The organism is Thiorhodococcus minor, assembly GCF_010820565.1.
In the GTDB taxonomy this organism is placed as follows: Bacteria; Pseudomonadota; Gammaproteobacteria; order Chromatiales; family Chromatiaceae; genus Thiorhodococcus; species Thiorhodococcus minor.
The window spans coordinates 1-21,391 of the sequence record NZ_JAAIJQ010000088.1 but is presented as its reverse complement, the minus strand read 5'-3'; the positions used below and the strand labels follow the sequence as shown (position 1 = coordinate 21,391).

The window sequence follows — 21,391 nt, the reverse complement described above, 5'->3', positions numbered from 1 at the left end:
CACCCTGCTGACACAGGCCGTCCTCGCGCTTTCCGATGCCGTCGAGGCGGTACGGCCAGACCGACAATTTCCACGCCGCAATCCCGGCAAGCTCAAGCCCGGATTCCACCCGGCGTACTGCCGGACGGCTTAAGTCCATGGCATTGGTTTGTAGCCAGTTGCCTGCTTTGCCGACGGGGGCCTCAGGCGCGAAGTAGACGTCATACGACCCGTCCGGGTTTTGGATCATGCCCTTGCTTTGACTGCCGACGGTGGGAAAGCGCTGGCTGGTTTGCAGCTGCGAGCGCGTCTGAGTGTCGTAGATGGTCACCGCCCAGAAATCGTTGACCGGCACATCCTTGGGCAGGTGCAGCTTGTAGGTCTTGGCGCCGTCGAATGGCTCCCTGTTGGAATCGAGCAGCGCCAACGCGTAGTCGGAGCCTTCGCCCACATGCGTGGTGGCCATGGCTGGGGTGACGCCGCCCGCGTTGAAATAGTAGAGCACCCGTGCATCCAGCCCCACGGTCCCGTCCGCCTCAAAGCGCGTGTTGCGGTTGGCGAATGCGGTGGACCAGGCGCTGTCGGGGTCGTCGGGATAGATCTTCACGCCGTCGAAGCGCGGATGATAGGTGATGGCGCGGGCGGTGGCGTTGCCGACGGTGGCCGCTTCGGCCAGCAGCCGTTTCATCCGCCCGTCAGGCGCGAAGGGCTGGCCTTTGACAATGCCGACGGCGGCGATGGCGCCACGCACCTCTGGGCTGATCGCGTCGATCGGCTCATCCTGGATCACCTGATTCAGCGCCTCGAAATAACTGAAATCGCTTGGAAATACCGTATTGAACGCCTTGTTCGACAGGTTGACGAATTCGGTCGCCGCCGGGTTCGCGGCGTCCTTCAGCGGATAGACCTTCAGATTGGACGTGATATTCTCGACCGCGGGCTTGAGCCCGTGCTTGATCGAGCCGCGCAGGAACAGGAAATTCCGATTCGTCGGCGGTTTGAGCAGGAAGTAGCCATCAGGGATTTCGCCGGCATAGCCGGGAGGGATCACCAGATAGTTGCCGCCCTTGCCCTTGTCCGGACCGGTGACGCCCATGTTGCCGACGAATCGCTGCCAGGCGTCGTCGAGAAATCCCAGCATGCCGGGCGGCACCTCGATCACGGTCGGGCCGTCCAGGGCGAGGTCCGTGTAGGTATAGGCGTAAAGCGTCGACGTGTTCGCGGTGACGACAAGCGACTGAGAATCCAAAAGATCTTCGAAAAGCGCGATCTTGTTGGCGCCCCTCGCACCGGCATCGGCAAGGCCGGTGCGAACCGCGTACATCGACACGGCGCCGATGTTGTCGAGGAACACGACCGTTCCGCGCACCCGATCGAGGTTGTCATAGACGGCGGCAACGGTTGCGTCTGTCGGCACGCCGTCGAAGAACCCCAGGGTGCCGATCGGGGTTTCGACCTTGTCGGGGATCGAGATGGCGTCCAGGGTTTCGGGAGAGACCTCAGCGCATGCCGGTCCAAGCGCGAATACCAGCGCGAACGCACAGACGGAAGTCATCATTTGAGTCATCGTCGATCGACCTCTTCGAGTTTTATGTTCTCTTGCAAGGCTATCCGTCGTCCGCTGCCGCTGCTGCCCATTTCGCGCCAAATTCCAGCGGCGCGGCGAGAAGCGAGATGGGGAGGCAACGGTTGAGCGGCAGGCTCGCGATCGTCAGGGCGGCACATTTGCTCGATTATCTCGTCGTGATGCGCCAGATCGGGATGCCGGTAGACCGTGAGCTCGCGCGGTCGCGGTTACCGCCCCAGATTGAAGAGGCGCCGGACCTGTACGTCAGTGTTCCTGTCGCGATAGAGTGGATCGCGCAATGCGGCCGCGACCTGGAGCCCATGGAACTGGGCTTTCTCGGTGCTCGGCAAGCGTCTCAGGCCTCTATCAAGCCCGCCCATCTGTCGGAGATGCTCTCGGCGCAGACCGGCTACAGGCGCCTGGAGGCCTTCATCCGCATCGCCTGTCGGGAGGACAATGGTCTCCAGGTGAGCCTGCGGCAGGAAGGCGATCAGACCCGCGTCATCTGTGACATGATCGATTTGGGCCGCCACCCCTTTATCTGCTTTGCCGAGTGGCTGAACCTGCAAGGCGTCATGTCCATCGTGAGCGACCTCGCCGGACCGAACTGGTCTCCGCGTGAGCTGACCTTCGCGTCTCGCTATGCCCCGCCCGACCTTGCGCGCGAGGCCTTCCCCAACACCCGCGTGCTCGTAGGCCAGCCTTGCCCGTCCATCCTGATCGAAAGCGCGCTTCTGGCGCGAGCCTGTGGTGGCACGGCGACCCGGGCCGACGTTAGGCCCGTGTCGTTTGAACAGGGAAGCGGGTCGAGCGGCCAAGCCGAAGCGTGGGACTTGTTGAATCTTCTGCGCTTGATCCTGCAACCCTACCTGAACGGCGGGCGTCCGGATCTTTCCCTTGTCGCGGAGATTGCGGGGATGAGCCCCCGTACCTTGCAGCGCCGCCTTCAGAGGAGCGGCAGCTCCTATTCCCAGGTCCTAGAGGAGGCGCGCTTCGATCTCGCGCGCAATTTGCTCGATGACCCGGGGGCCAAGATCATCGATGTCGCGATGACGGCAGGCTATCGGAACCCACAACATTTCGCGCGCGCCTTCCGCCGCTTCACGGGGCTCACACCGACGCGGTATCGTCGTGCACTCGTTGGAAATGTCTCACCGACATTGCCACAGAGGGGCCGTTGAGTCGCCGCATGCCCTTGGAGAGATTCGCATCCGGTGCCTCCACCAAAAGATGGTAATGGCTGGTGACCAGGCAGCAGGCATGAATCCGCCAATCGAAGCGATCGGAGGTTGCACCCGGCACATTCAGAAACGCCGCCCGGTCGGCGTCTGCGTCGGCGTTGCCGAGGAAGATGTCGCGCTGCTCGTTGTCGTGCACCGTCACGCGATAAAGCGCGCCGGCAAACTCCAGCCGCAGAGGTCTCTGCCATCGGCGTACTGGCGTACTCCCAACAGATTTCACTCCCCACCAGCGCAGCGCTTCGCGCCAGGGTGTGTAATGTGAGACCTAACCATTATTCTCGTGGCCCTTATTCTTGTGACCTCACGAGATGATCGACGCGAGGCGATCTATGAGGACGATGACGACCGCGAGGCGTTCTTGGGTGTCCCGGGCGAGGTTGCCGACGGATTCAGATGGCATTGTCACGCTTACTGCCAGATGACGAATCACCACCACCTTTTCGTCGGAGTCGATATATCGTGTTGAACCCGGTGCGAGCGGGCATGGTGCGCGTTCGCGGCGGCAGGTCAAAGGGTCTCGACATTTCCGGACCCGAGCAGTAGGACCTGACCCTAGGACCCAGAAGGTCTGAAGAAGGTCTGGGGTCACACATCGCACACCCGACCTCGGGGCGTTATGCTTCGCGGCGGTCAGTGCCCGCAAGGGACACTAAGGAGACGGCCGTCGATGATGTGCCGACCATCAGCAGTCGGCCAAGACAAAGAGCCTCGCCGAATCCCCGCGTCCAGCCTCACCTTGGTCACTGATAATACTGACGAATTTTGGCCGGGTCGAAGGACTGCAATTGGAGAACTGGCTGGATGGCCCGGCGTCCGCACGCTGACAACTGGATGTCGCGGGGACCGCACGTGCGGGCATACCGCGTGCGGTAGATGACCGGGATGCTCGTTAAGGATGCCCCGCAACCGCTCGATGGCCGCGCCCCGGGGTCATGGACGGCTCAGGCCGGCGCATCGGTCGAGATGAGGCGCCGATCCCGTTGCCATTGCGGCACAACGCGCCGACAATCGGACTTACACCCCGTCTTACCGCCTCGGAGCGCCCCATGACCACCGCCACCATCACCCTGTCGAGCAAAGGTCAGCTCGTGATCCCAAAGGAGATCCGCGATGCCTTGCAGTGGGAGGCCGGCGCCCAGCTCACCCTGGTGGCGACCGCCTCGGGCGTCACCATCCAGGCCGCACCGCATCGCACCGGACGCAGGCTGGACGACCTGATCGGTATGCTCAAGCATGACGGGCCGCCCCTGGCGGACGATGACCTCTGTCGCCCCGTGGACGATGCCGCGGACTGGGAGGCATCCGAGCAGCGCAGCCGATGATCGCCCTCGATACAAATGTATTGGTGCGCGGCTTGGTCATGGACCAGCCCGACCAGGTTGCCATCGCCCGACGGCTCATGCGCCAGGATTCGGTGTGTTCATCCCGCGTACCGTGCTGCTTGAGACCGAGTGGGTGCTGCGCGCTCGCTACGGCAAGTCGCGCGAGGATCTGCTGGCATTCTTCCGCGCCTTGCTGGCTACGGAGAACACCATCCTCGAAACGCCTGAAGCCGTCGCCCTGGCCGTGGACTGGTATGGCCAGGGTGCCGACTTCGCCGACGCACTGCATCTGGCGACCTGCGGCAACGCGGTGATGCACACCTTTGATCGGGGTTTCTGCAAACAGGCCAGGACCACCGGGGCAGCACCTGGCGTCCATGTCTGGGAGACCTGATCCGCAGGCCTGACCAGTGGGAAAGGGGCCCCGGGAAGGGAAAGGGGCCGGGCTCAAAATACCGAACGGTGAAGAACCCCTAACTCCCACGGCTGCTGAAGGTCGATTGCGGACCTTTTCGCCATCACTCGCACGGTGCAAGAGACTGGCACGGATGGTCGGTATCGCGGTGGGCTAGTCTCAGAAATTTGTGCCGATGTATCGTTGGAGACAACAGCCGCCTCCTAGGAGCCTGTCGGACTTAGGCTGCCCTACTGCGGAACAGCGGATGCCGGCCCGATTTTCCCCGCGATCTCGTCAAAATGCGAGCCCTCACACCCCTATCCGTTCCTTGAGGCTCAGTTCGCCGGTTCGAAAGCGGGGAAGGTCCAGCTGCCGTCGAGGATTTCGGCGCGCGGCTGATACAGGCGCACGGCGTAGCTCCAATCCGGCGTGACGGGGATGCAGTTCACACGGCCGTCGTCGCAGGCGCCAAAATGGATGGTGATGGAGCTATCGTCATTCGGCTCGGCGGTGACGTTGTTGTAGTTGTTGCGCCCCATGTCATTGGGCTCCATGTAGCCGTCCGCGTTGTAGACGGTGATCGACCAGAAGGCGTCCACCGGCACGTCCTTGGCCGTGACTGCATAGGCTGTCTTGCCGTCGTTCCGGTCGACGGCGTCGATCAGGTAGACGGCGCCGTGCGCGGGCAGACCGGCCCACCCCGCGATCCCGCCAACCAGGAAGTGAACCGGGTCCACCTCGTCCTTGCGTCCGAAGGCACGGGTGGAATCAAAGCTGATCTCGGCCGCGAGGTCGTTCAGCGCCTTGCGCGTCACTGCCAGTTGCTCGGTGTTCCAGTCCGGCGCCTCGAACGGCCCGGACCCGCCGCCGGAGACGACGATGCCGTCCTGCGCGGCGTGGGCGGCTTTTACATCGTCGGGGTCGGACGGGTCGATGAAGGTGCGGAAGGCTAGGGCCGCGAACCTTGTCCCGACCTCGTCCTCGGTCAGTCGGTAGGTGCCGGGCTTGGCCTCGACAACCATGTAATGATCCTGGCTCATCACATGCATCGACTGATAACGCCCATCGATCTCGGGCAAGGTGATCTCGACCGGCTCGGACAGGTCGAGGACGAGCGAGGAATAGATGGTATCCACGTTCATCCGGATCACGGGCTGGTTGACGAGGTCCACCGTCTCGCGCTGGTGGACGATCTGGCCGACCTCGAGCCCGAAGGCCTCGATGTTCTGGCGGATCATGTGGTCGGTTTCCGCCCGGAGCAGGTTGTCGAGGGTGACATCCTCCGCGAATGCGAGGGCCGGTACGCAGAGCGCGAGGGCAAGCAGCCTTTTCATTGTTGTCTCCGTTCTCAATTGACCGGCTCGACATCGGGAAAGGTCCAGCTGCCGTCGAGGATCTCGGGGCCGGGCTGGTAGAGGCGGACAATGTAGTTCCAGCCCTCCATGATCGGCAGGCAATTCACCCGGCCATCGTCGCAGCCGCCGAAATGCACGGTCATCGACCCGTCATCGTTGCGCTCGCCCATGATCGAATTGACCACATAGCCGTCGATGGCGTTCTTCTCGAAGAACCCTTGGGCGTCGTAGAGGCTGACCGACCAGAAGGCGCCCACCGGCACCTCGGCCGGCACCTCGATCTTGTATTCGCCAACAGGGAGGTTGGGGACATTGGAAGGATACATGGCCTCGGTCTCGGGCAGGCCGCCCCAGCCGACGGCCGTGCCGATCAGGTGGCGGACCGGAGAGACGCTTTCCCGTGTCCCGAAGGTCCTCTTGCTCCCGACGGCAAAGGGCAGAAGGGCACTGAGTCGCTCGATCAGCGCCTCGTAAGCATCTTTATCGTAGTTCGGCAGGACGAAGGGATCGGAAGAAACCGCCTCGATCTTCATCCGGTCCTGGATGGCATTCACCGCCGCCACGTCCTCGGGATCATCGGCGTCCACCAGCGTGCGCATGTAGACGATCACGTAGGGCGTATCGAAGGTCTCCATGTCGAGCCTGTAGGTGCCGCCGCCGTGAAACACCGCGTTGATGTAGTGATCCTGGTTGACGATCATCGCCGACATGTAGCGCTCGCCCACATCCGGCAGGGTCAGGGTCGCGCCCTCGGAAATATCGACAATCGCTGTGCTATAGAGCGTGTCGCGGTTCATCCGGATGGTGGGCTGGTTGTCCACCGGCGTGGGTTCGCGGAAGTGGTAGAACCTGTTGATGCCGCCTGCCAGGGCGACGTATTTGTCGAATTCGATGTCGCTCGCGACCCGCGCGAAGTTATCGATCGTGACCGGGATCTCGCGCGCCTCCATCATTTCGCTGAGATTGCCGTCGGCCATTTGAGCTGCTGCCGGCCCGCCCGGAAGAGACACGGCCAGGCCGGAGGTCAGGCAGATCGCTGCAAATCGTGATAAATGGTTCATGAGGGTCTCCATGTTGGCTCTCCCGGATTTCAGGTGACAGCCTTTATACTGATATCAATTGCTTACATGCCTTCATGCGTAACCGTGTGCGCTGGACGGAAGGTCGAAATCATCCGCCTCCATCCAGCTTTCAGAGAGTTACCGGCCGAGCTGAGGGTCAGGCGGGTGGTGAAGTACTTGTCGTCCGCCGCGCCATAGGGGTGCGGAAAGGTGCGCCCGAAGCCCGGGAAATCGGTCTCGTAGGCGCGCTCGTCGCTGTCGCCGAACAGGTACTCGGACGGGTCCTGCATCAGCTCCCAGGATTGGCCGGCATAGGTCAGTGCCGGCTTCTGCGCGTTCCAGGCCTGCACCCAGTCGGGGTAGTGGTCGTAGTAGTAGCTGCTGGTGACGAACGCGCCGCCGGCCTTGGAGAACCAGAACGCCTTGCCGGCGTGCCCCGCGAGCGAGACCGCGCCGCGGTCCTTGACCGAGACGGCGAAGATCTTCGCCTGGCCGTTGGTGTGCACGGCCAGCTCGTCGCTGAAGGTGGAGGCGAGGATGGTCGCCGGCGAGCGGCCGTCCACCTTGGCCGCCTTCTGGGTCGGATCGATCTCGGTGCTGCGCTCGACGTCCGCGCCAGCGGTGAGCAGGTGGTGCTCCGGGTCCTCGATGTTATAGACCAGCCGTCCCTGCTCACGGTCGAACCAGACGTTGCCGACCATGCCGTGGGCGGCGGGGACGGTGCCGGTCTCGGCCATGGTCCATACGCGGGCGGCTGCGGGATAGAAGGGCTCGCGCTTCGCTAGGACGTCGAGCAGCAGGTTCGTGTCGACGAAGATCCTCATCCGAGGTCGCCGTATCGCTCCCAAAGAGCATCACCAAGGAGATCGGCGTCCGGGCTGCCGAGGTCCAGTTCGATCAATCCGGTCGCGGCTTGCGTCATGGGACCGATGAAGTCCGGGCCGGGCTCGTGCTCCAGCGCATCGAGTCCGCGGACGAGCTCCGCGAGCATGGCCGAGACACTGGTGTTCCGAGCACGTGCTGCCTGCTTGGCGCGCTCGATGACCGACTCGTCCATGCTGAGGGTGAGCTTTGTGTTCATGTTAGGCCTGCCGTGGTGCTGCTGAATCAGATCGTCTTGCGGCGGTATCTGGAGGAGACGGTCGCACCGATCGCCGATGCCATCGGGGAAGCGACCAACGACGCCGTCAGGCACATCGAGCAGTTCGCGGGGGCGCAGGCGATCGCATCCCTGTGACTCGGCGCCAATATTGACGTCCGTGTGGCAGCGAGATCATTAGCTGTCCCTATATACAGCATAGCCAAAGCCCGGCGGATACCAGCTCCATCATAAGATTCGGCGGAACAGTACGATCCGTGTTCGTCAACGGCTGTGAATAGGATGATCCGCTCGCCCCGAGACGGTTCCCAGCCGCACCCGCAGACGCTCGATGAAATCCTCTGGGTAGCTCCAGATCGGCAGGCCGGGCCGACGGCGAGCCAGCCCCCGCTGCGCGGGTCCGAGCCCGTAGGCCAGGGTCGCGAGGATGTCGCTGCTGACCCAGGGGCTATCGCGGAAGTAGGAATGTCCACTGCGCGCATCCGCGCGCTCCGCATCGGTGACGTCGATCAGGACCAGATCGTCCAGCTGAAGCAGCAGACTGCGCACGTGCGCCGGCATGTCCTCGTTCATAATCTGCCCGAGGCGCTTGCGCCCGAAGACGCGATTGGCGAAGCGCAGCGCGCCGTCGATGTCGGACAGATAGACGGTCAGGCGCTCGCTCACGTCGAGGATACCGTTGCTGATGGCCGCGGCGAACAGGCCCGTATCGTAGTCGCTGCCGACCAGGATGATCTCTCCGAGCCGGCTGTTGCGCGCCGCGGTGCCGCCCTCCATCGCCAGCATGGAAACGGCCTCGATCACCAGCCGCGTGCCTGCGCTGTAGCCCAAGACATGAATGCGCTCCGCGTCGGTATGGTCGCGCAGAAAGGTGATGAACTGGCGCAGGTAGTGCGCGCTCAGCGCGGTCGTCTCCACATCGGAAAAGTACGCCAGCAGCCGCGGCGTCGATGGCCACGAATAGGGGATCATCACCCCGTCGTAGCCCATGAAGTGCCAGAGCTCCGTGGCCACCAGCAAGGGATTCTCGAACGGCACCTTGAAGCCGTGTACATACACCGTGATGTCGCGGCTGACCGAGCGTGCCAGCTTGGCGTTGATCGCGGCGGCAAACTCAGCCGCTGCCGTCTCTTCGTCCGACGACAGCAGCGCGGGATCTGTGAACGGCGAGATGCTGCCTGGAAGGACGCCGAGCTCTTCAACGGCGTTCACCTGCAGCCGATAGGGCGTTCGGCGCTCGGCCTGAAGGGACAAACGCCGCGCCTGCTGCCAGGTCAGCCGGCCATCGCCGTGGGTGATCTCGGCGCGACCGAGACGGACCAGATAACCGCGTCGGCTGGCATAGTGGCGCTCGACGTCGCCGGCCGTCGCGGGATCGCGATCGGTCGCGAACAGGATCTCGCTCTCCAACTGCCGACCCTCGGGCAGCACCTGCGCGAAGGGATCGATCGCCCCGGCCTCGAACACGGCCGGGGCCGGCATCAGCTCGGTGCGGTCGAGCGGCGCCGAGGCACATCCTGCCAGTAGCAGCAGGCAGATCACCCAACCCGCGGGCCAAGGTACGGCATTCGGAATCAAGGCTGGAGCCATCAGAACAGGACCTCTGCGCGCGGATTCCCCTGATCGTTGGGGTCGACGGTGGAGCGGCATTCGGAGATGCGGTCGGCGTCGATGCCGCCCCGCTCGATCAGATAGCGGGTCAGGCTGCGCGCCCGCGCGACGGCAAGTGCTTGCAGCGCCCGCTGGTCCGCAGCGGCGATCGGTATCGGCGCCGAGTCGGCCTGGGCCGGTGATGTCTGCCGTCCCACGGCCTTGCCCGATAACGCTTGGTGCTGCGCCGCGATGGCGGCAACGTCCTTTGCGGTCGCGCGCCCGCAGACCTTCAGCGACAGGCGGGGGTGTTGCTTGGCGAGCCGTGCGATGTCGTCGGCGACCCGACGGTCCGCTGCTGTCATCAGCGCCGAGCCAGGCGCGAACGCGATCGCGTCGAGGGTGGGGGCACCGCCCTCGGTCAAGTCGATCATGATCGATGCCACCAGGCTTGGCGGAAAGACCGCCTGCAACACGCCGCCGATCGCCTTGTTCACGGCCGGACCGATGTCGATGTCGGGGCTGGCGACGGTGCCGGTGACTGGCAGTGTGAGCGCAATCCGTCCGTCGGTGTCGGCCAACAGGTCGACGGCGGTTTGCAGCGGCACACCGCCGGTGGCGCCGGCGCCCTGCGCATCGCTCTGGTCGGCCGGCTGCAGGGCGATTTGATCGATGTCCAAGCGCAGCTCACCCTGGAGGTTGCCCGCGGCGGCCTTGATCTCGGTTGCGGCATCGAGTTGGCCGCCATTGAGATGCACCCCGGCAACGGCCGTCGCGTAGGGCGAATAGGTGGTCAATTGCAGGTTCGCCGCCTCGGCCTTTAGGTCCAGATCGGTCGGCAGCGGCAGTCCGGCAATCCAGCCCGAGAGGGCCAATTGCGAGCGTTCGTTGATCTCGGCGGCGACGTCCAACAACGCGCGCTGGCCTGGAGCCCGACTGTCCAGACCTTGCGCCTCGAAGCGACTGAATCGGGTATCGATCACAACGTTCGGCGAGACCAGGTCGTCCCGGAAACGAATCGCCGCATCGCTCGTCAGACTGAGACGGCCGAGATGCCACTGCGCCGGGGCCTGCGGGCCGGCTGTTGTCTGAAGGCTTGGTTCGGGCCTGCGGTCGGGCTTGGCCCCCGACTCGACCCCCGACTCGACCTGGGCGAGCGGTGTCGCACGCCGCTCCAAAGCCGAAACGAGGTCCGCGGAGAGACGACCATCCACGGACAGGCCCTCGGCCGTTTGGAACTGCCTGACCGCCGCCGCCGTGCGACGGCCCATCAGGCCGTCGATGGGTCCAGGGTCGTAGCCCAGCTCGGCCAGAATCCCTTGAATACGGCGCACGTCCAGCGTCGGCTCGGGCGAATCGCCACTGGCCGGCGGCCGTGCGCCCTTTGGCTCGACGGGGATGGCCCCGGGTGCGGCCAGGTCGGCGACTGGCGCAGTGACGCCAGCGTCTCCCGCCTCGCTGCCGCCCTGCATCAATGCCATCAGCAAGGAGCGCGTCACGAACAGATCGAGGCCGCCGAGGGTTAGGGTCTCGGCGCCGAGCTGCAACGGACTGCGTGCCTGCGCCGCGTCGATCTCGGCTCGCGCCACCTCCAGGCTTCCGGCTTCGCCTCCCGAGAATTGCCCGATAATGGCCGCGGCGGCCGCATCACCCGCTGCCTGCCAACTCAGCGCGCCATCGGCGATCGTCACCGATGCCTGGGTCAGCGCGGTGCGGACGCTGCCCAGCTCGATGGCCAGCTCGGGTCGTGCCTTGGCAGCATCAGCGATCGCTCGATACCCGCTCCCTTCGCCGCTTGCAGCGAGTTGCAAGGACAGACCGCCGGGGGAGATCTCGAGCTCCAGGCCGTTGACCTGGACGCCGAGGGTGCGCACGGACATGGCTCCATCCGGCCCCTTCAAGCTGCCTGATTCCAGTGCGCCGTCGCCGTTGGTAACCAGATGGAGGACACGGTTTCCCGTAGTGACGGAGAAGCGCTCGACGCCCCCCCGCCATTGCTCGACCCGAGCGCCGCCCCGTTCGGTGGCCACCTCGATCGCGTCGAGCTCCAGCCGAAGCGTCGCCTCGAGACCCGCCTTCCCGTCTTGGGACTGGAGCACGAACGCGTCGGAGTCGAGCCGGATGCGGCCGACACTGAGGTCCGAAGCCGGCAATCGGATTGCCTTGCCTCCGAGGTCGCCCAACCCGGTATCCGCGATCGAAAGGGCCTGTGTTGTAGACAGGGACTGCAGCTCGACCAGCAGCTCGAGCAGCAGGTCCAAGGAAAGATCGATGGGGCCGGAAAAAGACAGCGCTTCGAGATCGATCTCCGGCCGACCGGCTATCCGGAGCGCGCCGTCCCGGGCACGGGTTAGATCGATGTCCCGCGCGGCGAGCCGGGCGATGGTCGCGAGCTCTGTCCGGTCTGCCATCGAACCGCTCGTGGCGCCGAGATCGGCGTTCACGCTGCCGCGAATCGCCAGGTCACCGGGTTGGGTCGACGCCAGGTCAAGATCCAGTTCGATGCGCGCCGCCTCCGTTGCGAAGGAAAAGACACCCTCGCGCGCGTAGTCGACGCCGTCGATCTCGACTGTGCCCTGCACCTGAAGCTCCCACTCCCCAGAGTCGGCGAGCGCTCCCTGATAGGAGAGACGCGCGCTGTAGGTGCCGCCGTGCCGCTTGAGACCCGTCGGGCCGAAGAAGCGTGCCAACTTGGGTACATCGGCCTGCTCGGTCAGCGCGTCGATCGACACCGAGACCCTGTCGGCGAATGGCGTCGCTTCGCCAGACCAGTTGAGTCGAATGCCGTTGACCAGCGCCTTGAGATCGAACTTACCCGGATTCTCCGGCTCCCAGCCGCGGAAGTCGGTCATCGTCAACCCTTCTATCTCGGCTTCGAGCTCGCCGCCGTTGCTGTTCTCGAAGACCAGGCGGGAATCCCGCACCTCGAACACATCGATGCCGGCCTGCCAGACGCCTGAAGCTGAGTCCGGCCTCTCGGTCCGCTGCGCCGTCGGTTCCGTGGGCGTGAGGAGATCCGCATAGGGAACCCCGTTGAACCGAATCGCACCGTCAGGCGCACGGGCGACCCTGATCTCGATCCCGCTGATCGACAGCCGTTGGATCGAGGCCTTGCGTTGGAACAGCGGTCCAACGCGCAGAACCAGCTCCAGCTCACCGACCTGGGCGCCGTCCGTGTCGGCGCGCCCGAGCTGCACGGGCCCGAGCCGCAGGCGACGCGTCCAGGGCTGGATCTCGAGCGTATCGAGCCCCCGATAGTCGATCTCCAGGTCATCGAGTTGAGCGCCGACTAGGAAGCGCACGAGATAGGTCGGCGCGAACGAGACTAAGAGCCCGAGCAAGACGACGGACAGCGCGACGGCAGTCGCCAATCGCAGGATTGCGCGCGACCGAGGCCGCGCCCGGCGCGGTCCTCTGTCCGGCAACACCGGTGCGCTGGTCACGGCGCGATCCGGACGGGCCAAGACGCAACCTTGGCCGACGGCTGCGGTTCGAGGTCAGGACGATCGGCATCCGTCGCGGTCTCGCGCGTGCTCATTTGGACTCGGCCTGTTCTCGCGGGGGCGCGGCGGGTGGCGCATACCATTGCCCCTTGGGCACCAGCTTTGGCTCGGGCGGATCGGCGATGTACGACGGTGTCATGATGGCCACCCCGTATTCGTTGAAGACATCGAGAATATTCCGATGCAGCGCCGAGTAGATCTGGGCCATGTTGTTGGCGTCGTTGCAGTGGGCGTTGATCTCGTAGGTGATGGCGAAGTCGCCTAGCGCCTGTTGCAAGACGAAGGGCTTCGGTCGCTCCAGCAGGCCGCTGGTGCGGCCCGCCGCTTCCTTCAACATGGCCTCCACCTGGCGCCAGGGCGTCTCGTAGCCGATGCCGACCGTGGTGTGCAGGATCAGGCCCTGTTCGCGCGCCCGGGTGGAGTAATTGACGACCTCGCCATTCAGCACGGTCGTGTTCGGGATCACGACCTCCTCGTTCTTCAGCGACCGCAGCCGCGTGGTCAGGACCCGCAGCTCGGTGACGTTACCGACCGTGTCGCCGATCTTGATCCGGTCGCCGATCTTGAACGGGCGCCGGTAGAGCAGGCTGTAGCCGGCGATGATGTTGCCGATGATGGACTGGGAGCCGAGCGAGATGATCAGGCCGGCCAACACGGAGAGTCCCTTGAAGGCGGCGGAGTCCGAGCCCGGTATGTACGGGTAGGCCATGACGATCGCGAACAGGATGATGACCAACCGCACCAGTCGATAGGTTGGCAGCGCGAGCTCCCGGTCCAGGGACGCGAGCTTGATCGATCCGTTGTCGATGCCGTGGAAAAAGGCGGAGACCGTGCGGAGCAGGTAGCGGGTGATGAAAAACAGGATCGCGAGCCGGATCAGGTTGGGGATCACACCGAGCAGGCCGAGGCCGATCTCTTGCAGTGGGGTCAGGATCAGCCCGAACAGCCAATCTGCCGACTCGCGGGTCCAGGGGAACAGACCGAGCACATACTGCGTGCTGAGATAGAGGGTCAGGGCCACCAGGGCAAAGAAGGCGATCTTGGTCAGCGTGCGCAGCAACGCCGCCAGGTTGCGCGAGCGGATCAGCCGGGCGGACTTCTGCTCCAAGGTCTTGATCTGCTCCTGCAGCCGCCGGTCCAACAGCTTGGCCAGGGCACGCGAGGCCCTTGCGAACGCGAAGATCAGCACCGCGGCGAACAATACCGCCGCCACGGCGTAGGCGGTCTTCTTGAGCAGCACCTCCGGGCGGCGCTCGGCCCGATAGGCGGCCATCACCTCCTGGATTCGTCGCTGCCTGTCCTCCGCCAGCAGCTCGCGGCTCAGGCCCTCGATCTCGGCGTCCGCGTCGAAGATCTCGAGCAGCAGGCGCTCTCCCGCCAGCAACAAGGTACGATCCTCCGCGGCCTCGATGGTCACCGCGTCGGCCGGTATCCGTTCGTCTTGCGCCGCTTCGATGATGCTCTGCTTGATCTCGAGCGCACGTCGCGCGGCCGGAAACGAGGCCGAGCCGCGAACCGTCGTGACCAGGAGGCCGTCGACGACGACGTCCGCAAGCTCGACGGGCTCGTTCGATGTGGTGATCCGCTCTGTTGCCTTGACGGCGGTCGCCTCGTCCGCCGCGACGGCGAAACATGCAATGGACAATAGGACACCCAGCGCCACGGCGATCGAGCGCTGGAAATGTCGCCTGCAGGCCGGCTCTTCAGTGCGCATGGCGGGTTGTCTCTCTCGGGACTGCGTTCGGGCTCATGGCGCCCGACGGTCTTAGTGTCGGCAGGAACTGATCGACCAGGACCCGTCGCTCCTCGGCGAGTTGGGCCGTGCGAGCGCGGTCGCGCACCGCGGCGCTGCCGTCGGTGTTGTAGGCGTGGCTGGTGGTCGTGGTGCCGGCCCGGGCAACGGTGGCCAACCCCATCAGGTATGCCGTCAAGGCAAGGCAGGATCGGCTGTGGATAGACACGGACGCAGCCCCCGGCTCAATCGCAGTTTGATGCCGGTGGACCCCGGCACCCGGTTGTCGGCGTTCAGTATGGCGAGCTTTCAGGCACCGTTGAAAGCGTGTCGTCTGCCGCCGTTGCCGTTGTGCTCTCCGTCCGCCGTCCGTCGTGCTGCCGACCCAGCGCGACTAGCTGTTACCTTAGATTACCAGGATGCCGTCGCCTTGGATGCTGGACGCGCAGACGCGGTTGGATCGCCTATCCGTAGCCGACGGGACCGCTGCAAGGTACGGGAGGGTAGCTCGCCGAATAGCGTTTGGTAGTGCTGCGAGAAGCGGCCGAGGTGTTCGAAGCCCTGGTCGAGTGCTGCAACGGTGACCGAGGCGCTGCGGGCGTTCCTCAGAACCTCTCGGGCGCTGTGCAGTCGTCGCGCCAAGATGTAGCGTGACGGTGTTGTTCCAAGCGCGTCGCCGGCAGTTGGGTCGCGGCGGTGGGATGCTGATCTTGGGCTGACTGGCGCAGGGGAGGGCGTGATGCGTCTAATGCAGCGGGGCGGAGATTCGGACTTGGAATTCCGGGCACGAATTCTAGGGACGACGGATTTGGAGGACAGTGTATAGAAGAATGGCGCTGGCGCTTGATGGCATTGCCTGCAGTTGCTAGCATCGTTTCTGGCGACTGTTGGCATGACGGCAGACCAAATTCGGATTCGGGAGCACATGGCAAGTATTAGCGTGAGACAGCTTGATGAAGAAACCGTGGCACGGCTGCGCTCACGCGCTGCCGGCCATGGCATCTCGATGGAGGAGGAAGCCCGGCGGATCCTGAAGGAGGCCGTGTCCGCCCCTGAACGGCTCGGTGATCTGGCGTTCCACATGTTTGGATCCCGCCACGGGGTGGACTTGGATCTGCCTGCGCGAGTTCCGCAGGTACCGCTCGACCTCTCCGAGTGATCCTTGTCGACACCAACGTGATCTCGGAAGTTATGAAGGTTTCGCCTTCAGAGTCCGTAGTCAATTGGTTGAACGCCCAGGAATCGAGCGCCTTGTATCTCTCTACCATCACGATCGGAGAGATCGAATACGGTCTGCGGATTTTGCCCGTCGGCAAACGCGGCCTGAGGCTCAAAGAAAGGTTTCAGCGTTTTGTTTCGCTGGCCTTTGCGCAGCGCATACTGGCTTACGACGAAACTGCCGCCCGGACCTACGGTGAGTTAATGGGTCACCGGAAGGAGATTGGCCGGCCGATGAGCATTGCTGATGGTCAGATTGCAGCTATCGCCATTGCAAATGGCCTCATGGTTGCTACGCGCAATACCAAGGATTTCAAAGATTGCGGGCTCGAACTGATCAATCCATTCCTTCCACAGACATAGAAGATAGAGACAGCAGTCCGACTGAACTTCAGAAAGTGCCATCGACTTGTGAACCCCTCCGCGATCCTCCTCTAGCCCAACCGCTCCAGCGCTGCTGGAGCAGACGCGGTTGAATCGCCCATCCGTAGCCGATGGGACCGCTGTAAGGTACGGGAGGGTAGCTCGCCGAACAGCGTTTGATAGTGCTGCGAGAAGCGACCGAGGTGTTCAAAGCCCTGATCGAGTGCTGCAACGGTCACCGAGGGGCTTCGGCCGTTCCTCAAGACCTGTCGGGCGCTGTGCAGTCGTCGCGCCAAGATATAGCGTGACGGTGTTGTTCCAAGCGCATCGACGAACGCATTCAGGAGCGTTCGCCTAGTCGTGCCGAGGACCCGCGCGAGGTCGGTCACCGACGGTTGTTCATGCGGCGGTGCGGCATCGATGAGTCGAAGGGCCGCCTGCACCAGATCGAACCTTTGGGTCCTCAGCCTCGCCTCGAGGCCATCCTGCACCTGCCGCGCAAGGGAAATGGCTGCACTGAGATAGCGCAGCAACTCCACGCATCGCTCCCGCACCGCCTGTTCGGCGTCGTCGCTCATCCCAAGGAGGACATTCGTTTGCGTCGGATCGAGCAGTTGCGTCACCCGGCGCTCGGCGATTCTCGTCGTCCCGGGCGGCAATGGATGGATGGCTTCTGCCCCGGTCAGTCGGCACAACGACCCCAAACCGATGGCCTCGGCGAGATCGACACGAACCGCGACTTCAACACACCGGAAGTCTTTAAAGATCATACTTCGGTAGTCACTGCCGGGCGCGATGACAGCGACACTGGACGGTGGCGCCTCGCATGAATTCCAGCGCTGCGGAGTCAACTGGACGACGATCAGCAGCCAGGACGGGTCCATGCAGAGATGGTCGGCCAGCTGCTGGTTGCAGTCGAGGCGCGAGACGGCCAAATCCTCGAATGCGAGGGTCGAAAAGCCGACGCGCAAGGCCCCGGATGTCAACTGCAACGGTCTGACCGTCCAGTTGGAGAGCTGGGCGCCGAAATCGTCGACATCGTCCCAGAGGACGCTGCGGACCAAGACAGGCATCAGTGTCGACTCCCCTTGGTTTTCCCAAAGCGGATAGCGCGCAACCCACCGACAGGTATCTTCGCCGGCGATGGCTTGAATCAAGATCGCCGGGAGAACCACCATGAACGCCCCCGTGACCAACACTGTATTGACCGTCCCCGAGCCGCGCAAGGTGGCGTTTGCCAAGCGCCCGTATCCGCGGGTAAAGCCGGGAAGCGTGCTGGTAAAGACCGAGATCGCCGCACTCTGCGTCGACGATCGCATGTACACCGACCACGTCCACGAGTGGTTCGATCATCCGCTCCACTGCGTCGGCCACGAGGGCGTCGGCACCGTGGTCGAGGCGCCGGAGTCCCAGGTGTTCAGACCAGGCGATAAGGTGCTGCTCTCCCACGGGGCCTATTGCGGTCGCTGCTTCGCCTGCCGCAACGGCCTCAGCCAGGCCCATTGTGCCAGCCTGTCGGGCGGTGAGCGCGCCGGCACCAGCACGACGGTGCCGGAATTCTTCGTGGACGGCCTGGCGCCGGTCGAGCGCAAGAACGACTCGCAGTCGGGGTGGGCGGCCATGGCGGAGTACCGGCTCGCCGACGAGGGGATCTGCACCCTGCTGCCGGACGATCTCGACTTCCGCTACGCGATAGCGGCCGAGTGCTCCATCGGCATGGCCTATTGCGCCCAGGAGTTCATGGAGGTGAAGGCGGGCGACTATCTGCTGCTCGTCGGCTCGGGCCAGCGCCAATTCTCGCTCTCCCACCCGATCGTGGGTCTGTTCCGGGGCGCCCGGGTGATCGCGGCAGCCCCCGACGACTTCCAGGCCGAGAAGGTCCGCAAGATCGGCGAGGCACGCGGGGGTACCCCCGACCTGCACATTGTCGACATGCGCGATCCGAACTGGACCCAGCAGGTGCTCGATCTCACCGACGGCGTCGGACCCGACAAGATCGCCGACTTCACCAGCGATCGGGAGACCCTGAATACCGAGATCGACCTCGTGCGCCACGACGGCGTCCTCTACATCCAGGAGAACCTCCGCAACAAACACCGCGAACTGCGGATCGATCCCTATGCGGGGATCGCGGAAAAGAATCTGAAGATCATGGGCACCATCGACTCCCGGCGGATCGACCGGCCCGGAATCATCCGCATGCTCCGCAACAAGGAGGTGCAGCGGATGTGGGACGTCGTCGTCACGCACGAGTTTCCAATGTGGGAGGCGGAGCAGGCCTTTCAGATCTCCGCGACGCAGCAGTGCGGCAAGATCCTGCTCTATCCCCATGGCCTGCCTGGCCAAGAGGGCGAACAGGCCTATGGCTAGCCGTGCAGGCTGCGCGGTCTTGATCATGGTTCCGGCCAGCTGCGCGGGTTCGCTGCGTAGACAGGCCATCCTGGCCTGAGACAGTCAGGGCTGGAAGCCCTGACTACGCAAGGGTTGCGGGCGCCTGGCCGGAACGATGATCGAGGCTGGCTGCGCGCGGCCGGGTCCTTTTCATCGACCAGCATGGAGTCATGCGGAATGAACCAAGACACAAGCACTGCTGCACAACCGGCCATGGGCTGGCGCCTCAAGGTCGGCATCGCGATCTTCGTCATCAGCGTCCTGTTGCCCGTCGCCGGAATCCCGTTGGTGGCGACCCTTGGTTTCTCCGGAGCAATCCTGGCCTCCGTCTCCGGCGTCTTCCTGGTCGCAGCCGAGGTGCTCGGGGTCCTAGCCGTCGCGGTGATGGGCAAACCGGGCTATCTCTATATCAAGGGCCGCGTATTCGGGATCTTCCGACACTACGCTCCACCCAAGGCGGTTGGTCGTGCGCGCTACAACATGGGGCTCGTGATGTTCGCTTTGCCGATTCTGTTCGGTTGGGTAACGCTTTACGTCTCTGACTGGATTCCGAACCTAGACGAGAACATGCTGGCCTACGCCGTTGGCGGCGATATGCTGCTGTTGGCGAGCCTGTTCGTGCTCGGCGGTGATTTCTGGGACAAGGTGCGTTCTCTGTTCGTTCATGATGCTGTCGCCCAGTTCGCGGAGAAATAGCAGCCAACGCCCCGAGACCGGATGTTCCCTTAGGTCACCACGCAGCAAGAGGAGGAAGCGCCATGGCGTCCTCGTTGATTCGCGGGAAACACCTCATCTGCGCAATCACAGACGACGATCAAGCCGAAATCATCGAGGACGGTGCGCTCTTCCAGCGCGATGGACAGATCATCGAGGTAGGGCGCTACGATAAGCTGTCCCAAAGGGTTCAGCCGGACGCGGTGCTGGGTGACGGCAGTCATATCGTAGTTCCGGGTTTCGTCAATGCCCACCATCACTTGGGAATAACCCCCATCCAACTCGGCTGCCCCGATGTGCCGCTTGAACTGTGGATTCCCCACCGCCTCGCGGCACGTTCCGTCGATCCCTATCTCGACACCCTGTATTCGGCCTTTGAGATGATCGAATCGGGGATCACCACGGCGCAGCACATCAACTCGCTGTTTTTCGGTCCGGTGGAACCCTGTGCGCAAGTGGCCGAGGCGGTGCTGCGGGCCTATCGTGACATCGGCATGCGGGTTTCGTACTCCTTCATGATGCACGATCAGAACCACCTGGTGTACGAGGCCGACGACCAATTCGTGGCCCGATTGCCACCAGCGCTGGGGCGGCGCATGGCGGAATTCTTCCATGCCTTGGAGCTCCCGGTGGCCGATCAGTTGAAGTTATTTGAGGAACTGCATCAAAGGCATCAACAAGAGCCTCTGATCCGCATTCAACTTGCGCCGGGCAATCTACACTGGAGTTCCGATGAGTTGCTGGAGATGTTTGCAGATATCAGCACACGGTTTGCCGTGCCGATGCACATGCATCTCGTTGAAACCCCGTATCAGAAGGAATATGCGCGGCGGCGCACGGGAACGACGGCCGTGCACTATCTGCATCGGCACAAGCTGCTGAGCGACAAGATGACCCTGGGACACGGTGTCTGGCTAACGGATGATGACATCGACATCCTCGCCGACACGCACACCCACGTTTGCCACTGTCCAAGCTCCAATCTTCGTCTACGCAGCGGGATCGCCCCGCTAAACCGATTGACTGCACGCGGCATCGACGTCGCGATCGGCATTGATGAAGCAGGTATCAACGATGACCGGGACATGCTTCAGGAGATGCGCCTGATGCTCAACCTGCATCGTGAGCCGGGGCTGGAGCATGCCGTGCCGTCGCCCGAACGGGTCTTTCGCATGGCGACGGAGCACGGCGCCAAGACCACGCCGTTCGGCTCCCAGATCGGCACCCTGAAACCGGGCAAGGCAGCAGACGTGGTCTTGATCCGGTGGCAGCAAGTGGCCGGACCCTATATGGATACGGATGTCCCGGTGACGCGGGCGATGCTCCATCGGGCCAAATCCTCGGGCATTGATACCGTCATTGTCGCTGGAGACCCAATCTACCGGGACGGCCACTTCATGAAAATCGACAAGGAGGCGGTGGTTCGAGAATTGGCCGAGTCATTGCAAGTTCCTCTGACAGCGGGAGAAGCGCATCGCCGGAACATCGCCGGCGAGCTCCATCATCATGTGGATGCGTTTTATCGAGGCTACTTACATTCCGATGTTCGCAAACCCTATTACCAGCGCAACTCCAGCGTCTAATCCGCTGCAAATGAGGATGCTCCAATGACAAAAAGCCTCGCAACCCTTGCCATCGCCTTGACAATTTCACTCGCACCATCCCTTGCCGTACTGGCTCAGGACGAGACCTATCCCAACGAGGTGGATACCCATATCGGCAGACTGACCTTCGACCACGGCGTGCCGACCGAAGAGACGTCCGAGAAGCTCTACTACGAGAGGGTGCAACCTGCCGAGCGCGCCCGATCTGCGTACACGAAGTTGTGATCTTTGACCTGGGTGAGTTGGCAGGAGAGC

21 protein-coding genes are annotated in these 21,391 nt (G+C 63.6%); 10 read left to right on the top strand and 11 right to left on the bottom strand.

Annotation, left to right across the window (positions count from 1 at the left end; all coding sequences use genetic code 11):
* On the bottom strand, positions 1–1,537 hold a 1,537-nt coding region (locus tag G3446_RS21455; protein WP_245232666.1), incomplete at its 3' end, for a DUF1254 domain-containing protein.
* A gap of 41 nt (positions 1,538–1,578) precedes the next feature.
* Here G3446_RS21455 and G3446_RS21450 point away from each other — a divergent pair.
* From G3446_RS21450 to G3446_RS21440, 3 genes are all read left to right on the top strand, one after another.
* A complete protein-coding gene (locus G3446_RS21450) occupies positions 1,579–2,727 on the top strand; it encodes an AraC family transcriptional regulator (RefSeq protein ID WP_164455133.1) in 1,149 nt (382 codons plus the stop codon).
* A 1,106-nt stretch (positions 2,728–3,833) separates the two neighbouring features.
* Positions 3,834–4,109, top strand: coding sequence for an AbrB/MazE/SpoVT family DNA-binding domain-containing protein (locus tag G3446_RS21445; protein WP_164455131.1), 276 nt, complete (start codon positions 3,834–3,836; stop codon positions 4,107–4,109).
* A 94-nt stretch (positions 4,110–4,203) separates the two neighbouring features.
* On the top strand, positions 4,204–4,503 hold the full coding sequence (locus G3446_RS21440) for a type II toxin-antitoxin system VapC family toxin (RefSeq protein ID WP_342450179.1): 300 nt from the start codon (positions 4,204–4,206) through the stop codon (positions 4,501–4,503).
* Positions 4,504–4,841: 338 nt separating this feature from the next.
* Here the strand turns inward: G3446_RS21440 and G3446_RS21435 are convergent, their stop codons facing one another.
* From G3446_RS21435 to G3446_RS21420, 4 genes are all read right to left on the bottom strand, one after another.
* The gene (locus G3446_RS21435; protein WP_209262557.1) at positions 4,842–5,744 is read right to left on the bottom strand and encodes a DUF1214 domain-containing protein; all 903 of its coding nucleotides are present in this window, start codon (positions 5,742–5,744) and stop codon (positions 4,842–4,844) included.
* Between the two features lie 110 nt (positions 5,745–5,854).
* Entirely contained in the window at positions 5,855–6,922 is a 1,068-nt protein-coding gene (locus G3446_RS21430; protein ID WP_164455127.1) for a DUF1254 domain-containing protein, read from the bottom strand.
* A 62-nt stretch (positions 6,923–6,984) separates the two neighbouring features.
* On the bottom strand, positions 6,985–7,746 hold the full coding sequence (locus G3446_RS21425; RefSeq protein ID WP_164455125.1) for an alkaline phosphatase family protein: 762 nt from the start codon (positions 7,744–7,746) through the stop codon (positions 6,985–6,987).
* On the bottom strand, positions 7,743–8,003 hold the full coding sequence (locus G3446_RS21420; RefSeq protein WP_164455097.1) for a DUF6364 family protein: 261 nt from the start codon (positions 8,001–8,003) through the stop codon (positions 7,743–7,745). Before G3446_RS21420 ends, G3446_RS21425 begins: the two co-directional genes overlap by 4 nt.
* A gap of 15 nt (positions 8,004–8,018) precedes the next feature.
* Here G3446_RS21420 and G3446_RS21415 point away from each other — a divergent pair, with 15 nt between their 5' ends.
* On the top strand, positions 8,019–8,159 hold the full coding sequence (locus G3446_RS21415; protein ID WP_209262556.1) for a hypothetical protein: 141 nt from the start codon (positions 8,019–8,021) through the stop codon (positions 8,157–8,159).
* A 126-nt stretch (positions 8,160–8,285) separates the two neighbouring features.
* On the opposite strand, the gene G3446_RS21410 is transcribed toward G3446_RS21415, so the two are convergent.
* From G3446_RS21410 to G3446_RS29265, 5 genes are all read right to left on the bottom strand, one after another.
* Positions 8,286–9,611: an alpha/beta hydrolase gene (locus G3446_RS21410; protein ID WP_164455123.1), complete on the bottom strand. Its 1,326-nt coding sequence runs from the start codon at positions 9,609–9,611 to the stop codon at positions 8,286–8,288.
* Positions 9,611–13,039, bottom strand: a complete 3,429-nt coding sequence (locus tag G3446_RS21405; RefSeq protein ID WP_483414738.1) for a DUF748 domain-containing protein — start codon at positions 13,037–13,039, stop codon at positions 9,611–9,613. Before G3446_RS21405 ends, G3446_RS21410 begins: the two co-directional genes overlap by 1 nt.
* A gap of 106 nt (positions 13,040–13,145) precedes the next feature.
* Positions 13,146–14,828 carry a mechanosensitive ion channel family protein gene (locus G3446_RS21395; RefSeq protein ID WP_164455117.1) on the bottom strand — a complete coding sequence of 561 codons (1,683 nt, stop codon included), beginning with the start codon at positions 14,826–14,828 and terminating at the stop codon, positions 13,146–13,148.
* Entirely contained in the window at positions 14,818–15,030 is a 213-nt protein-coding gene (locus G3446_RS21390) for a hypothetical protein (protein WP_164455115.1), read from the bottom strand. The genes G3446_RS21395 and G3446_RS21390 overlap by 11 nt, the downstream gene beginning before the upstream one ends.
* Before the next feature lie 227 nt (positions 15,031–15,257).
* On the bottom strand, positions 15,258–15,740 hold the full coding sequence (locus G3446_RS29265; RefSeq protein ID WP_425338418.1) for a helix-turn-helix domain-containing protein: 483 nt from the start codon (positions 15,738–15,740) through the stop codon (positions 15,258–15,260).
* Between the two features lie 31 nt (positions 15,741–15,771).
* On the opposite strand from G3446_RS29265, the gene G3446_RS21380 reads away from it, so the two are divergent.
* Together G3446_RS21380 and G3446_RS21375 are read left to right on the top strand one after the other, a co-directional pair.
* A complete protein-coding gene (locus G3446_RS21380; RefSeq protein ID WP_164455111.1) occupies positions 15,772–16,005 on the top strand; it encodes a FitA-like ribbon-helix-helix domain-containing protein in 234 nt (77 codons plus the stop codon).
* Entirely contained in the window at positions 16,002–16,427 is a 426-nt protein-coding gene (locus G3446_RS21375; protein ID WP_164455109.1) for a PIN domain-containing protein, read from the top strand. The genes G3446_RS21380 and G3446_RS21375 overlap by 4 nt, the downstream gene beginning before the upstream one ends.
* Positions 16,428–16,498: 71 nt before the next feature.
* Here the strand turns inward: G3446_RS21375 and G3446_RS28795 are convergent, their stop codons facing one another.
* Complete coding sequence (locus tag G3446_RS28795) at positions 16,499–17,605, bottom strand: AraC family transcriptional regulator (protein ID WP_164455107.1); 1,107 nt, start codon at positions 17,603–17,605, stop codon at positions 16,499–16,501.
* On the opposite strand from G3446_RS28795, the gene G3446_RS21365 reads away from it, so the two are divergent.
* The 4 genes from G3446_RS21365 (at position 17,604) to G3446_RS21350 (ending at position 21,361) form a co-directional block, all read left to right on the top strand.
* Entirely contained in the window at positions 17,604–18,797 is a 1,194-nt protein-coding gene (locus G3446_RS21365) for a zinc-dependent alcohol dehydrogenase (protein ID WP_164455105.1), read from the top strand. The two genes, G3446_RS28795 and G3446_RS21365, sit on opposite strands and share 2 nt — an antisense overlap.
* 198 nt (positions 18,798–18,995) lie before the next feature.
* The gene (locus G3446_RS21360; protein ID WP_164455103.1) at positions 18,996–19,514 is read left to right on the top strand and encodes a transporter suffix domain-containing protein; all 519 of its coding nucleotides are present in this window, start codon (positions 18,996–18,998) and stop codon (positions 19,512–19,514) included.
* A 62-nt stretch (positions 19,515–19,576) separates the two neighbouring features.
* Entirely contained in the window at positions 19,577–21,115 is a 1,539-nt protein-coding gene (locus G3446_RS21355) for an amidohydrolase family protein (protein WP_164455101.1), read from the top strand.
* A 24-nt stretch (positions 21,116–21,139) separates the two neighbouring features.
* Entirely contained in the window at positions 21,140–21,361 is a 222-nt protein-coding gene (locus tag G3446_RS21350; protein ID WP_164455099.1) for a hypothetical protein, read from the top strand.
* Positions 21,362–21,391: the final 30 nt, after the last annotated feature.

Coding starts and splice junctions, on each gene's coding strand:
- G3446_RS21410 (WP_164455123.1), bottom strand. CDS start 9,611: ATGGCTCCAGCCTTGATTCCGAATGCCGTACCTTGGCCCGCGGGTTGG.
- G3446_RS21390 (WP_164455115.1), bottom strand. CDS start 15,030: ATGGGGTTGGCCACCGTTGCCCGGGCCGGCACCACGACCACCAGCCAC.
- G3446_RS21425 (WP_164455125.1), bottom strand. CDS start 7,746: ATGAGGATCTTCGTCGACACGAACCTGCTGCTCGACGTCCTAGCGAAG.
- G3446_RS21420 (WP_164455097.1), bottom strand. CDS start 8,003: ATGAACACAAAGCTCACCCTCAGCATGGACGAGTCGGTCATCGAGCGC.
- G3446_RS21355 (WP_164455101.1), top strand. CDS start 19,577: ATGGCGTCCTCGTTGATTCGCGGGAAACACCTCATCTGCGCAATCACA.
- G3446_RS21445 (WP_164455131.1), top strand. CDS start 3,834: ATGACCACCGCCACCATCACCCTGTCGAGCAAAGGTCAGCTCGTGATC.
- G3446_RS28795 (WP_164455107.1), bottom strand. CDS start 17,605: ATGGTGGTTCTCCCGGCGATCTTGATTCAAGCCATCGCCGGCGAAGAT.
- G3446_RS21435 (WP_209262557.1), bottom strand. CDS start 5,744: ATGATCCGCCAGAACATCGAGGCCTTCGGGCTCGAGGTCGGCCAGATC.
- G3446_RS21430 (WP_164455127.1), bottom strand. CDS start 6,922: ATGAACCATTTATCACGATTTGCAGCGATCTGCCTGACCTCCGGCCTG.
- G3446_RS21350 (WP_164455099.1), top strand. CDS start 21,140: ATGACAAAAAGCCTCGCAACCCTTGCCATCGCCTTGACAATTTCACTC.
- G3446_RS21380 (WP_164455111.1), top strand. CDS start 15,772: ATGGCAAGTATTAGCGTGAGACAGCTTGATGAAGAAACCGTGGCACGG.
- G3446_RS21360 (WP_164455103.1), top strand. CDS start 18,996: ATGAACCAAGACACAAGCACTGCTGCACAACCGGCCATGGGCTGGCGC.
- G3446_RS21395 (WP_164455117.1), bottom strand. CDS start 14,828: ATGCGCACTGAAGAGCCGGCCTGCAGGCGACATTTCCAGCGCTCGATC.
- G3446_RS21365 (WP_164455105.1), top strand. CDS start 17,604: ATGAACGCCCCCGTGACCAACACTGTATTGACCGTCCCCGAGCCGCGC.
- G3446_RS29265 (WP_425338418.1), bottom strand. CDS start 15,740: ATGCCAACAGTCGCCAGAAACGATGCTAGCAACTGCAGGCAATGCCAT.